Annotated in this window: 12 protein-coding genes; 2 read left to right on the top strand and 10 right to left on the bottom strand. The window is 62.5% G+C overall.

What is annotated here, in order from left to right; all coding sequences use genetic code 11:
- Positions 1-816: 816 nt before the first annotated feature.
- The 5 genes from Q0025_RS04650 to Q0025_RS04630 form a co-directional block, all read right to left on the bottom strand.
- Positions 817-1,002, bottom strand: coding sequence for a hypothetical protein (locus Q0025_RS04650; RefSeq protein WP_297296498.1), 186 nt, complete (start codon positions 1,000-1,002; stop codon positions 817-819).
- A 656-nt stretch (positions 1,003-1,658) separates the two neighbouring features.
- Entirely contained in the window at positions 1,659-3,296 is a 1,638-nt protein-coding gene (locus tag Q0025_RS04645; protein ID WP_297296496.1) for an APC family permease, read from the bottom strand.
- 367 nt (positions 3,297-3,663) lie between these two features.
- Positions 3,664-4,752: an alkene reductase gene (locus Q0025_RS04640; protein WP_297296494.1), complete on the bottom strand. Its 1,089-nt coding sequence runs from the start codon at positions 4,750-4,752 to the stop codon at positions 3,664-3,666.
- A gap of 111 nt (positions 4,753-4,863) precedes the next feature.
- The gene (locus tag Q0025_RS04635) at positions 4,864-5,118 is read right to left on the bottom strand and encodes a DUF2312 domain-containing protein (protein WP_297296492.1); all 255 of its coding nucleotides are present in this window, start codon (positions 5,116-5,118) and stop codon (positions 4,864-4,866) included.
- A gap of 130 nt (positions 5,119-5,248) precedes the next feature.
- A complete protein-coding gene (locus tag Q0025_RS04630; protein WP_297296490.1) occupies positions 5,249-6,055 on the bottom strand; it encodes an N-formylglutamate amidohydrolase in 807 nt (268 codons plus the stop codon).
- Between the two features lie 184 nt (positions 6,056-6,239).
- Here Q0025_RS04630 and Q0025_RS04625 point away from each other — a divergent pair, with 184 nt between their 5' ends.
- Both Q0025_RS04625 and pyk read left to right on the top strand, forming a co-directional pair.
- Positions 6,240-6,692: a DUF1036 domain-containing protein gene (locus Q0025_RS04625; protein WP_297296488.1), complete on the top strand. Its 453-nt coding sequence runs from the start codon at positions 6,240-6,242 to the stop codon at positions 6,690-6,692.
- Positions 6,693-6,842: 150 nt separating this feature from the next.
- Positions 6,843-8,261 carry a pyruvate kinase gene (pyk, locus tag Q0025_RS04620; RefSeq protein ID WP_297296486.1) on the top strand — a complete coding sequence of 473 codons (1,419 nt, stop codon included), beginning with the start codon at positions 6,843-6,845 and terminating at the stop codon, positions 8,259-8,261.
- A 70-nt stretch (positions 8,262-8,331) separates the two neighbouring features.
- Here pyk and Q0025_RS04615 read toward each other — a convergent pair whose 3' ends face one another.
- The 5 genes from Q0025_RS04615 to purL form a co-directional block, all read right to left on the bottom strand.
- Positions 8,332-9,198 carry a tetratricopeptide repeat protein gene (locus Q0025_RS04615; protein ID WP_297296484.1) on the bottom strand — a complete coding sequence of 289 codons (867 nt, stop codon included), beginning with the start codon at positions 9,196-9,198 and terminating at the stop codon, positions 8,332-8,334.
- Positions 9,199-9,261: 63 nt separating this feature from the next.
- Positions 9,262-9,387, bottom strand: coding sequence for a type B 50S ribosomal protein L36 (ykgO, locus tag Q0025_RS04610; RefSeq protein ID WP_297296504.1), 126 nt, complete (start codon positions 9,385-9,387; stop codon positions 9,262-9,264).
- Positions 9,388-9,559: 172 nt separating this feature from the next.
- Positions 9,560-9,907, bottom strand: a complete 348-nt coding sequence (gene grxD / locus Q0025_RS04605; protein ID WP_297296482.1) for a Grx4 family monothiol glutaredoxin — start codon at positions 9,905-9,907, stop codon at positions 9,560-9,562.
- 74 nt (positions 9,908-9,981) lie between these two features.
- Positions 9,982-10,215: a BolA family protein gene (locus Q0025_RS04600; protein WP_297296480.1), complete on the bottom strand. Its 234-nt coding sequence runs from the start codon at positions 10,213-10,215 to the stop codon at positions 9,982-9,984.
- Positions 10,215-12,434 carry a phosphoribosylformylglycinamidine synthase subunit PurL gene (purL, locus tag Q0025_RS04595; RefSeq protein ID WP_297296478.1) on the bottom strand — a complete coding sequence of 740 codons (2,220 nt, stop codon included), beginning with the start codon at positions 12,432-12,434 and terminating at the stop codon, positions 10,215-10,217. The genes Q0025_RS04600 and purL overlap by 1 nt, the downstream gene beginning before the upstream one ends.
- Positions 12,435-12,458 lie beyond the last annotated feature (24 nt).

Here is a 12,458-nt window from a genome sequence, read left to right as displayed (position 1 = left end):
TGCCTGCGCGGCCGTATTGGCAAGATCCGGCAAGACGGGCATGGCCGCAGCTGAAGCAAAATCAGCGGATCCCAACAAACAAGCGACCGCCATAGGAAGAATTGTCTTGAACATGACTCACCTCCCAATTGCTGCTGCGCAGAAATTAACCGGGAGTTGTGGGATGGCCTTGATCTGTATCAGCCGGCCGCGAATTTTTCTCCCGGCTCAAGCTGCGGCGCCGTACGGCCGGTAAACGGCCCGAACAAAACTACGCTACATCGATGCAGCGCCGCCTCGCCTTTTCAATGCGATGTTTCTTGTTGCAAGGGCGCCGGCGGCGGCGCCGGTTTCTTGCGGGGCGCGGCCGGCGGCAAGGGCGCTTGCGGAACCGCGCTATTCTCTAGCCCCGTAGGCGGAAGCTCAAGACGCGACGTCGCCCGCGACGCCGAAGGCGCGTCGGCGCGAACGGCCTGTTGCGCGACGGCGCCGAACGATTGCGAGACAAATAAAGCGATCGCCAAAAAAACAATTCGCATCGCAGTCTCCGAAAAACCGCACAAAAAAACGTGCCGCGACGTGAAACGATTTCCCACCGGAAACATTACGTTGCCGAGAATCCGGCGCGCTCAAAATGACATAGGTCAAAGCCATTATGCGAAGCGAAAACGGCCCCTTCTGAGAAGGGGCCGTCTACGCGCGTAGAATATGCAGCGAATGCAGACCAATAAATTCGTCCTGCACGCGAAGGTTATCTTGCCCAGTGGAATGCGGCACGAATTGACACACGTCAACGATGGCTAAGCTGAGCCTGATCGCCTCCAGGGCTTAGCCCTGCTATTCGCGCACACGGGGCGCCGGAGATTCAATATTCGGCAATTGCGCCAGCTTCTGCCGTTCTTCTACGAGAAGGCGTTCGACGGTGGCCCGAGTTAATTCATCGAGCGGCGTGCGCAGTAGGCGCGTAAAATGCTCAATATTGAGCTCGGCAATCTCGCGGGGATTCGTGAAGTCGTCCGGCATGTGATGCGCCAAGATGAGCCCAACGCTTCGGCAGATATGATCCTGATCAAGTATTATTTCAGAAGCAAGACCTTTCGGCATCCCCCTGGCGAAACATTTTCGCGATCTCGCAGACTTGTTGTGAGCGGAATAAAACGAGCGCCGATGGTGGTTCCCTCGGCCAAGACACGAATTTTGTCGTGCCTGCGCGGGTTCGAAGGCGCAGCCGGCCAGCGGCAGGCTGGACTCCTTCTCAGGATTGTGAGAGTTTCGGAACATAACACGAACAGAGGGGATAGCCGATGGTCGCAGCGCCGTGCCAAAAATCACAGAGAGAGGAGGAGCTTAACGACGACCTTCTGAGCGAAGGGGTCGAGGCCATCATCACGGACCACGGCGGCGACGCGAGAGCGGCGCTTCGGTCCCTGCTTGAAATGGTGTCGTATCTGGAGAAGGCGCGCGACCGCGCTTTGGTCCTCGTGTCCTATGGACATGGGCGAAGTCGGGTCAGATGATGCCCCAAGCTTCATGCGCCAACGCCAGGCTTAGCTTCCATCCTTCTGAAGGTCGGTGCTGCCAGCAGGGACCAGCACCGTAATCAGAACCGCGAAAACTCCATCGGAAAATGCGCTCAGCCGTTCAGGGGTTGCTTTACGCAGCATGACGGCGCTGCCTCCTTAGGCTCTCTCCGTCGCCGGCGCGGCACGGCCGACAAGCTCCAAAATCTCGGCCCCGCGCTTATCGCGGAGGTCGCGCGCGTCGGCCATCGCGCGCGCAAGGCTTGGCTTGATCTCGCTCGTGATCTCGCGGCCCGCGACATCCCGATAGCGGACGATCCAAGCGCCGGCGGCGCCATCGGCGTCGCCGCGAATGAGAAATTCGCTATCGGCGTCAGTCGCACGCTGCACCGGTGAAGACGATTTCGGACGGACGAATTTGAGCAAGACGCTGAGCGCGGCGAAAGGGACGACGACCAATGGGAAAACGAGCGGCAGCAGGCCGACCAAAAACGCATTGCTCGTGGCCAAAAAATTGAAGTAGACCCCGACGAAGATGGTCGCCCCGATGAGACCGATGGCGCCAAGCCAGGTCGCAACCATGACCCACGAAGGCTCGCCGCCATGCCGGTGCAGATAGGCCAGGATGGCCAGCGCCGCAAAAGTCTGCAGAAAAATGATGCCGAACGAGCCGAGGCCAATCAGGACGGGAACACCGGCCTTGAACGGATCAAGCCCGGTGAGCGCAAAAGGAATGACGGCAATGAGCGTCATCGCGCTGACCGTCAGGCTCGCGCGGTGCGGCGCGCCGGATTTTGGGTGCGCCGCGCCGAACCAGGGTAGAAGCAGCCATTCGCGCCCGAGCGCGAAGATATAACGCGATGCAGCGTTGTGAATGGCGAGATAGGACGCAAGAATGGAAAAGCAGACGAAGACGCCCATGATGTCGGTCAGGACTTCACCGCTGTAGCGCGAGAAGATGTTGAACATCAGCTCGCCGGTTTCCTTATTCGCGCGCGCGGCGATCGCGTCGGGCTCGATGGCGCCGATCGTGACCCATGCCGTGAACAAGTAGAAGACGGCGATGGATATGACCGCGGTATAGGTCGCGATCGGGATCGAGCGTTTGGGGTCGCGCGCCTCTTCGCCATAAAGCGCGGCGGATTCGAAGCCGACAAAACAGGTGAAGGCGACCATCAAGCTGACGCCGAGCCCCGGCGTGAACACCGCATGCGGAGTCCAGACGCTTGTCGGCAAGGCCAGCGAAAAGCCCTTGGCGTGGATGACTGCAATGTCGAAGATGGCGAGGATAATCACTTCACCAATCATCAGAGCGCCGAGGATCGCGGAGGAGAGATCGATCGACCGGTAGCCCAAGACGGCAACGATGCCGATGCCCGTGACGGCATAAGCGAGCCAGGGCAAATGCAGGCCGGCCTGGTCGAGAACGAGACCGGTGAAATAACCAAAAAAGGCCGCAAGGCCGAAGGTGAAGGCGAGATAGGCCAGAAGCGCCGTATAAGCCGAACTGACGCCGAGCGTCGGGCCGAGGCCTTCCGAAATATAGGTATAGAAAGCGCCGGTCGCGACGATGCGGCGGCTCATCGCGGCATAGCCGACGGCAAAACAGAGGAGAATGACACCGGCGATCGCAAAGGCACCCGGCGTCCCGGCCCCATTGCCAAGACCGAGCGCAATGGGAAGATTGCCGATCATCGATGCGAGCGGCGCCGCGGCGGCAATGACGAGAAAAACGATGCGCGGCGTCGAGAGCGAGGCGCGGCCTTCGACGGCTTGGGAAATCGATGAATTGGCCATGCTACCTTGAGATATCGGGAGGTCGCGGCGATCTGGGGCGACCCCGCCCTTGCTCTATAAACGTTATTGCGGATTGGCGACAATTGCCTGCTGCAGGCGGCCTTGCGGTCCGGCGGGCGCCATTCCGCACAAGCCGAAATTACAGCCCATCATCGATAATCGGATCAGGCGTAGCACGCCATAAAAACGGTTAGCGGCCCTCCCCCGGGAGTCTGTCGGGAAGACCGCTAACACTGCACTCGCATTGCACATGCAACGCATCGCCACGAGGCGACGCAGACATAGCCGAGGCGCCGAGAGCGCGACATGAGAAAAGACACACCGCATGATCGGCGGGTTAGGTTTTCGCGCCGCGCCGTCGGCGACGCTACGCCAGCGCCGGATAGTCCGTATAGCCGTGCGCACCGCCGCCGTAAAATGTCGGCTGGTCCGGCTTGTTCAGCGGCGCATTGCGGCGCAGGCGTTCGACAAGATCCGGATTGGCGATAAACGATACGCCGAAAGCGATGAGATCGGCGCGCTGCGCATTCAGGGTCTCGATCGCAAGCTCGCGCGTATAGCCGTTGTTGGCGATATAGGCGCCCGAGAAGGTCTTGCGCAGGCCGACGTAATCGAAGGGCGCATAATCGCGCGCGCCGCCCGTCGCGCCTTCGATGACATGGATATAGGCGAGGCCGCGGGCGCCGAGCTTTTCAACCAGCGGGAAATAGACTTTGGCCGGATCGCTGTCGGCAATATCGTTGAATGGGCTCACCGGCGAGAGCCTGATGCCGACGCGCTCGCGCGGCCAGACGCTCAGGATCGCGTCGACGACTTCAAGCGCAAAGCGCAGGCGATTATCGACCGAGCCGCCGTATGCGTCGGTGCGATGATTGGTCTTATCTTTCAGGAATTGCTCGATCAGATAGCCGTTCGCACTGTGAATTTCGACGCCGTCGAAACCAGCCTTCTTAGCGTTCTCCGCGGCCGCTACATAATCACGAACAACGGCCTTGATCTCGTCGATCGTCAGCGCGTGCGGCTCGGAAACCTCGACGAAGCCGCTCTCGACGAAAGTCTGTCCCTTCGCCCGGATCGCGGAAGGCGCGACCGGCGGCGCGCCATTCGGCTGCAGCGAGACATGCGAAATGCGGCCGACATGCCAAAGCTGGAGGAAGATTTTGCCGCCGGCCTCGTGTACGGCCTTGGTGACTTTCTGCCAGCCCTCGACTTGGGCCGGCGAATAAATCCCCGGCGTCCAGATATAGCCTTGGCCTTGCTGCGAGATCTGCGTCGCCTCGGTGATGATGAGGCCGGCCGAAGCGCGCTGGCGATAATATTCGACATTGAGATCGTTCGGCGCATCCGTGCCGTGGGTCGCGCGGTTGCGCGTCAGCGGCGCCATGACGATGCGATTTCTCAATTCGATATCGCCCAGCCGAAAGGGCGAGAAAAGGATGCTGGCGTCCTGCGTCATTCCGAGGTCCTCGATTGAGACAAGCTCTTCCCGTCGGGGATGAGAGAGCCGCATCGCCGTCGGGCATGCGGCCGCCATCGAGATAGGAATGGACGCGGCAGTTTGTTAGGTTCAGCTCATGTTCAATGCCTGCATGTAGAGGTCGAGAATCGCCTCCATCTCCTTGCGTTCGGCATGATCCTGCTTGCGGATTTTGACAATCTGCCGCACCGCCTTCGAGTCGAAGCCGCGTCCCTTCAATTCCGCGTAAACATCGCGGATATCGTCCGAGAGCGCCTTCTTTTCTTCCTCGAGCCGTTCGATCCGCTCGACAAATTGCTTCAATTCCTCGCCCGCGACGCCGGTTTCGGCGATATCTGCCGTCATGTCACGCTTACCTTGACTTGTTCGCTTTTAAGTTGCGGCGCGGCGTTGCAGCGTCGCGATTTCGCCGTTTCGTTGCGGCCCCGGCGGCGCAAAATCAAGCTTTCGCGGGCGAAATCCCCGCAATTTTGGCTTAGCCGCGCAGCCGCCCCGCCCGGCTCGCGCAGAAAGCGACCTCATGCAGCTCCGGCCGCGCCAGAATCGGCTTCAGCACGTCGGCCAGGAGATCGGCCCAGCCGTGCGCCTTCGCCGGGGTTGCGACAAGGTCCTGCCGCACTTCGATCAAAAGGCCGGCGAGGCCCTTTGCCGTCACCTGCTCATGCAGCGTATCGCCCGGCAGCGCACCATCGTAGGGCTCATTGTCGCCGACAGCGAGCCCGCGCGCCTGGAGTGCCGCGATCAGCGGCCCCGGCAGGCGCGGATCGCTGTCCCATAGGATGCCGATCTGCCACGGCCGCGCGATGCCGTGCCAGGCAGGCGTGAACGTATGCACCGAAATCACCGCCGGGACCGGCCCTTGCGCCGATAAAGCCGCGATCGTCTCCGCAATCGCGGCACGATAAGGCTGCCAGTAAAGGGCGCAGCGGCGGCCGATTTCAGCCGCATCGATCCGCGCATTGCCGGGAATCAGCCGCCGATCCGAAAGTCGCATCACCAACGTGGGATCGTGCGCGCCGCGATTGGGGTCAATCAAGAGCCGCGAGAAGCGCGTCAGCAGCGCCGGGGCGCCGAGCTGCGCGGCCAGCCGGCGGGTGAGGTCGGCGGCGCCAATATCATAGGCGATATGCGCTTCGAGATCGGCAGCCGCGAGGCCAAGCCGGCCATAGTGCGCCGGCAGAGCGTTGCTGGCGTGATCGCAGAGCAGCAGAAGGCCGGCGTCCGCGCCTCCCGCGATCCGCTCGACCGGCTCGAATCCGTCGGTGCCTTGCGCATCGGCCATGCGCCATTTCATGGCGCAGAGGCCGGCAAGTCAACTTTTGGACAAACCAATTTGGGATGAACCCGGTGCCGAGCCAGATTCTGCTTGCGCGCTCAGGCGGCCAAGCCGCTATTCTGCAGAATGCGGCCGGAAATCCTCTGAATGCGCCTCCGTTGCGACAAAGTTTTGCCCCTGTGTCTCATCGATGAATCTCTCCCGAAAGACGCTTTCCTCGGCTTTGCTGCCATTGCTTCTCGCGCCGGCTCTGCTTGCGGCCGCTCCCGCCTCGGCCGATTTCCGGCTCTGCAATATGAGCGAGAACCGGGTGAGCGTTGCCATTGCCTATACTGACGGCGCCAATTGGGTGAGCGAGGGCTGGTGGAACCTCAAGGCCGGCGCCTGCGATAATCTCGTGCGCGGGCCTTTGGCGGCGGAATTCTACTATGTCTACGCGATGGACGAACGCGGCGCCGAATGGAAGGGAAAAGCCTTCATGTGCACCGCCGACCACGAGTTCCGCATCACCGGGCGGCAGGATTGTTTCGTCCGCGGCTTTGACCGCACCGGCTTCTTCGAAGTCGATACCGGGCGCGATGCGCGCAACTGGACGGTCCAATTAACCGATCCGACGAGCAGCCCGGAACATTCGGGGCCCTGACCGGGCCGCGGATGGGGTCGGCGCCGCGGCGATCCGTCTTCACGAAAGCGCACAAAATTCCAGCTAGGGGATGATTTTTTCCCCGCGTTCCGTATTAAAGCCAAAACGTTCGCCTAGGAACGGTATCTATTCGATAGAGGAGATCTCTCAATGCGACGGCTGCGCCGCTGCAAGATCGTCGCGACTTTGGGTCCGGCGACGGCTCAACGTTCTGCCATAGCCGATCTGTTTCGCGCCGGCGCCGACGTCTTCCGCATCAACATGAGCCATGCAAGTCATGACGACATGCGTGAGCGCGTCCAGATGATCCGCTCGCTCGAGCACGAGTTCGGCCGGCCGATTGCGATCCTTCTCGATCTGCAAGGGCCGAAACTGCGCATCGGTCTCTTCAAGGAGGGCGCGGTCGAACTGAAACGCGGCGAGATTTTCGTGTTCGATTCCGATCCGACGCCCGGCGATGCGAGCCGTGTGTACCTGCCGCATCCGGAGATCCTCCAGGCGCTGCAGCCGGGCCACAATGTGTTGGTCGACGACGGCAAGGTACGCTTGCACATCACCGAAGCGTCGCCGAAGCACGCCGTAGCTGTGGTCGATGTCAGCGGCCGCGTCTCCAATCGCAAAGGCGTCAGCCTGCCCGACACCGAAATTCCGGTCGCTTCGATGACCGCCAAGGATCGCGACGATCTGCGCGCCGGTCTTGAGGCGGGCGTCGATTGGATCGCCGTCTCCTTCGTGCAACGCGCCGAAGACGTCGCCGAGGTCAAGAAGGTCGCCGGCAACCGGGCCCTGGTCCTGGCCAAGATCGAAAAGCCGCAGGCGATTTCGCGTCTCGAAGAAATCATGGAAGTCTCCGACGCCTTCATGGTGGCGCGCGGCGACCTCGGCGTCGAAATGCCGCTTGAGAAAGTCCCCGGCTTGCAGAAGCGCATCGGCCGCATCGCGCGCCGGCTCGGCAAGCCGGTCATTGTTGCGACCCAGATGCTCGAATCGATGATCGCGTTGCCGGTGCCGACCCGCGCCGAAGTCTCCGACGTCGCCTCGGCCTTGTTCGAGGGTGCCGATGCGATCATGCTCTCGGCGGAAAGCGCCTCCGGCCGCTATCCGGTCGAGGCGGTGGCAACGATGAACAAGATTGCCGAGGAGGTCGAGCGCGATTCCTTCTATCGGCAGATCATCAATGCGCAACGGCCGGCGCCCGAGGCCACCGTCGCCGACGCCATCGCCACGGCGGCGCGGGACGTGGCCGAAACATTGGATTTGAAGGCGATCGTCGCCTGGACGTCATCGGGCTCGACCGCCTTCCGCATCGCCCGCGAGCGGCCGGAGCCGCCGGTGCTCGCCTTGACGCCGAACCGCGACACTGCCCGCCGCCTGGCGCTTGTCTGGGGCGTCCATGCCGTCGTCACGGAGGACGCGCAGGATGTCGATGACATGACGGATCGCGCCTGCGTCATCGCCGCCGCCGAAGGGTTCGCGACGCCCGCCGAGCGGATCATCATCGTTGCCGGCGTGCCCTTCGGCTTGCCCGGCGCGACCAATATGGTGCGGATCGCTTCGATCGAGAAATAGCCGCCAAAGCGTCGGACGTCGAAATTGAATCGCTCGGCGCTTTTAAGTTCGCACTTTTCGGTCCGATGCTTTAGATATCGCGGCCTTCGATCTCGGTGCGCAGCTTTTCGACGATCGACTGGATTTCGGGCTGCTGCGGATTGAGCGCCAAGGCCTTGCGGAAGGCTTCGAGCGCCCGCCGGTCGAAGCCCTGCTTCTCCAGGATGAAGCCGAGCGCGACCAGGGCCGAAAACTGCCGCGGCTCGAGCTTCAAGACATGCTGAAAATCGTCGGCGGCGCCGCTGAGATCGCCGCCGAGAAGGCGTGTTCCGGCGCGCTTGTCCCAGGCTTCCGCCCAGCCCGGCTCGAGCGCCACGACCTTATCCAGCAGCGCCAGAGACAGCGGCAGATGACCGCCCTGCTGCGCGGCGAGAGCCCGATCCATCAGCAGCGTCGCCGTATCCGAATCGGATTGGCTCCAGACATGCTCGATCGCCGCGGCGATCCCGTCCGCCTCGTCGGCATCACGTGCGGCCGCGAGCTTTTTGAACAGCGTATCGAGCGCCTCGGCGCGCAGGGCGGCATGCGTCGGCTGCGGCGCCATGGCGCGTTTCAACGCCTCGGCGCGCGCGGCCTTGGCCTTGGCGGCACGCGTCGCCGCATCCTCGGGCGGCGGCTGTTGCGGCAATTGGTGGTGCGGCGCCAGCGAGCCGTCGTCAAAAGGCTGCTGGCCGAGACCCTGCGCCGGGCCGAAATGCAGCTCTTGCCCGTCCGAGCCGAAAATATGAATGCCCGGCGGCAGCCGCATCGGCGGCATGCCCGGCAGCTTCAAGACTTCGCCGGAGGAGCCGTCCGGCCAGGGCGCAGACGCGCCGTCGTCGCCGGCGAAGGCACGGTTGATTGAGAGCAGCGGCAGCAGAGCGGCGGCAAGCAGGGCTTGCCAAGGCGAAAGGCGCAAGCGCATCAACTCAAATTAGAGCAGCGCCGACGAAAGTCAAAATGACAGGAGGACGAGCGAAGATCAGCCCTGCCGCGCCTTATAGCGCTTCTGCACCTTATTGATGATGTAGACGCGGCCCTTGCGGCGCACCAATTGATTGGCGCGATGGCGGCGGCGCAGCGACTTCAAGGAATTGCGGACCTTCATGATATCAGCCTGGGTCAATCAAGCCGGCTTAAGCCGGCGCATCGGATTTTCGGGAGCGCCTGTTCAGACCCAGTGGCGAAAAGCCCGGCCGGCCCAAGCATAAGCGCGGCCAGTGGCCGCGCGACGTGGCGGTGCTATGCCCGATTTCGCGGGCGCAATCAAGCCCTGCGGCTTAGGCTTGCGCTCCGGCCGGCGCCTTGAAGGCAATGCCCTTCTCGGTCAGTGCGGTAAACAATTCGCCCGACTGGAAAAGCTCGCGCAGGATGTCGGCGCCGCCGACGAATTCGCCCTTGAGATAGAGCTGCGGAATCGTCGGCCAGTTGGAAAAGCTCTTGATTCCCTGGCGTAATTCGTCGGTCTCCAGGCAATTCACGCCTTTGAAGTCGACGTCGATATAGCGCAGGATTCGCACCGCCTGGTCAGAGAAGCCGCATTGCGGGAAGTCCGGTGTGCCCTTCATGAACAGGACGACGGCGTTCTGATCGACAATCGACTTAATCTGGTCGTGAATATCGGACATGGTCCATCCCTCTTTGCTCGCATGATCCCGAAAGGCTGCAGACCTTTTCGAAGACGATCACGCGCGTATCTGCGTTATTTCGGGGCGAAGGTCTGCAGTTGCAAGGCATGCAGCGCGCCGCCCATATGGCCGCCGAGCGCCTTATAGACGAGCTGGTGCTGCTGCAGTTTCGACTTGCCGGCGAATTCCTGCGAGATGACCGTCGCCGCATAATGGTCGCCGTCACCGGCGAGGTCGCGGATTTCGACCTTGGCGTCGGGGATCGACGCGACGATCAATTCTTCGATCTCGGCCGCGGCCATCGGCATCAGACATGCTCCTCCAGAATAAGCTCGCCCCGCATATAGTCCGGCAGCCAGGAGTCATGCCGCTGCCGCAGGTCGCTGAGCAATATGGCGGCGGCCCCCGCAATGGTCAACGTATCGCCGCCTGTGGTGCCGATCGCCCGACAGGCGATGCCTTGCGCGCCGGCACCGTCCTTGATGGCCGCCGCGGCGTCCGGCTTGCAGGTTAAAAGATAACGCGCCTGATCCTCGCCGAAAAGGAAGGCGTGCAGCGGAATCTCCGTCGCGACTTCGATGAAGGCGCCAAGGCCGCCAGAGAGCGCCATCTCCGCCAGCGCGACGCCGAGGCCGCCCTCCGACAGATCGTGCGCTGCCGTCACCGTTCCGGCGCGGACGAGACCGCGGATAAAGTCGCCGGTCTTCTTCTCCAAGCCGAGATCGACCGGCGGTGGGGCGCCCTCTTCACGTTCGCAGATGTCGCGCAGATAGGCGGATTGGCCAAGCCAGCCCTTCGTTTCGCCGATGAGCAGGATCATTTCGCCGGCGCGCTTGAACGAGATCGACGCGGTCTTCGATACATCGTCGATGAGGCCGACGCCGCCGATCGCCGGGGTCGGCAGGATCGCTCCATCGGGGCTCTCGTTGTAGAGCGAGACATTGCCGGAAACGATCGGGAAATCGAGCGCCGTGCACGCCTCTGCCAGACCTTCGACCGCGGCGACGAACTGGCCCATCGTTTCAGGCCGCTCCGGATTGCCGAAATTGAGATTGTCGGTGCAGGCCAGCGGTAGGGCGCCGACCGCGCAGAGATTGCGCCAGGCTTCCGCCACCGCCTGCTTGCCGCCTTCGAACGGATCGGCAGCGCAATAATTCTCGTTCACGTCGGTCGTCAGCGCCAAGCCTTTCGGCCCGTCGCCCAAGCGGATCACGGCCGCATCGCCGCCCGGCGTCTGCACCGTGTTGCCGAGGATCAGATGATCATATTGTTCGAAGACCCAGCGCTTCGATGAGAGGTTGGCGCTGCCGATCAGGCGCAACAGCGCATCGGCATGGGAATTGGGCGCCGGTACGTCCTGCGGCTTGATGACCGGCAGTTTCGGCGCCGGCATATGCGGGCGGTCGTAACGCGGCGCCTCGTCGCCCAGTTCCTTGATCGGCAGGTCGGCTTTCACCACGCCATGATGTTTCACGACGAAGCGCAGATCGTCGGTCGTGTGGCCGATGATCGCGAAATCGAGGCCCCATTTGCGGAAGATCGCTTCGGCCTGCTGTTGCTTGCCGGGCGCGAGCACCATCAGCATCCGCTCCTGGCTTTCGGAGAGCAGCATTTCATAGGCGCTCATGCCGGGCTCGCGGCAAGGGACGGCGTCGAGATCGAGCAGCACGCCGAGATTGCCTTTTGCGCCCATCTCGACAGCCGATGACGTGAGGCCGGCCGCCCCCATATCCTGAATGGCGATGACGGCACCGGATTTCATCAATTCGAGGCAGGCTTCGAGCAAAAGCTTTTCGGCGAAGGGATCGCCGATCTGCACCGCCGGGCGGTTCTCCTGCGAATCCTCATCGAAGGCGGCCGAGGCCATGGTCGCGCCATGAATGCCGTCGCGGCCGGTCTTGGAGCCGAGATAGACGATCGGGTTTCCGACGCCGGTCGCCTTGGCATAGAAGATCGCATCCTTCTCGGCGATGCCGACCGCCATCGCGTTGACGAGAATATTGCCGTCATAGGCGCGGTGAAAGCGGGTCGAGCCGCCGACCGTCGGCACGCCGAAACTGTTGCCGTAGCTGCCGATGCCGGCGACGACGCCGCCGACGAGATGGCGCGTCAGCGGATGCTGCGGCGAACCGAAACGCAAAAGATCGAGACAGGCGACGGGGCGCGCGCCCATGGTGAACACGTCACGCAGAATGCCGCCGACGCCCGTCGCCGCGCCCTGGAACGGCTCGATGTAGGAGGGATGATTGTGGCTCTCCATCTTGAAGACGCAGGCGAGCCCATCGCCGATATCGATCACGCCGGCATTCTCGCCGGGCCCCTGGATGACCCACGGCGCCTTGGTCGGCAATTTACGCAGATGGATGCGCGAAGACTTATAGGAACAATGCTCGTTCCACATCGCCGAGAAGATGCCGAGTTCGGTGAAGCTCGGCTCCCGGCCGATGAGCGCGACGAGACGCTCATATTCGTCCGGCTTCAAGCCGTGCGCGGCAACAAGATCGGGCGTGATCGCGGGTTCGTTCATGCACGCTTCCTAGAAGGGGCGTAA

Origin of the sequence: uncultured Methylovirgula sp. (assembly GCF_947646745.1) — a bacterium.
Lineage (GTDB): Bacteria > Pseudomonadota > Alphaproteobacteria > Rhizobiales > Beijerinckiaceae > Methylovirgula.
This window is presented reverse-complemented; position numbering and strand designations above follow the sequence as displayed.

Coding starts and splice junctions, on each gene's coding strand:
- Q0025_RS04650 (WP_297296498.1), bottom strand. CDS start 1,002: ATGCCGGACGACTTCACGAATCCCCGCGAGATTGCCGAGCTCAATATT.
- Q0025_RS04645 (WP_297296496.1), bottom strand. CDS start 3,296: ATGGCCAATTCATCGATTTCCCAAGCCGTCGAAGGCCGCGCCTCGCTC.
- Q0025_RS04640 (WP_297296494.1), bottom strand. CDS start 4,752: ATGACGCAGGACGCCAGCATCCTTTTCTCGCCCTTTCGGCTGGGCGAT.
- Q0025_RS04635 (WP_297296492.1), bottom strand. CDS start 5,118: ATGACGGCAGATATCGCCGAAACCGGCGTCGCGGGCGAGGAATTGAAG.
- Q0025_RS04630 (WP_297296490.1), bottom strand. CDS start 6,055: ATGGCCGATGCGCAAGGCACCGACGGATTCGAGCCGGTCGAGCGGATC.
- Q0025_RS04625 (WP_297296488.1), top strand. CDS start 6,240: ATGAATCTCTCCCGAAAGACGCTTTCCTCGGCTTTGCTGCCATTGCTT.
- pyk (WP_297296486.1), top strand. CDS start 6,843: ATGCGACGGCTGCGCCGCTGCAAGATCGTCGCGACTTTGGGTCCGGCG.
- ykgO (WP_297296504.1), bottom strand. CDS start 9,387: ATGAAGGTCCGCAATTCCTTGAAGTCGCTGCGCCGCCGCCATCGCGCC.
- grxD (WP_297296482.1), bottom strand. CDS start 9,907: ATGTCCGATATTCACGACCAGATTAAGTCGATTGTCGATCAGAACGCC.
- Q0025_RS04600 (WP_297296480.1), bottom strand. CDS start 10,215: ATGCCGATGGCCGCGGCCGAGATCGAAGAATTGATCGTCGCGTCGATC.
- purL (WP_297296478.1), bottom strand. CDS start 12,434: ATGAACGAACCCGCGATCACGCCCGATCTTGTTGCCGCGCACGGCTTG.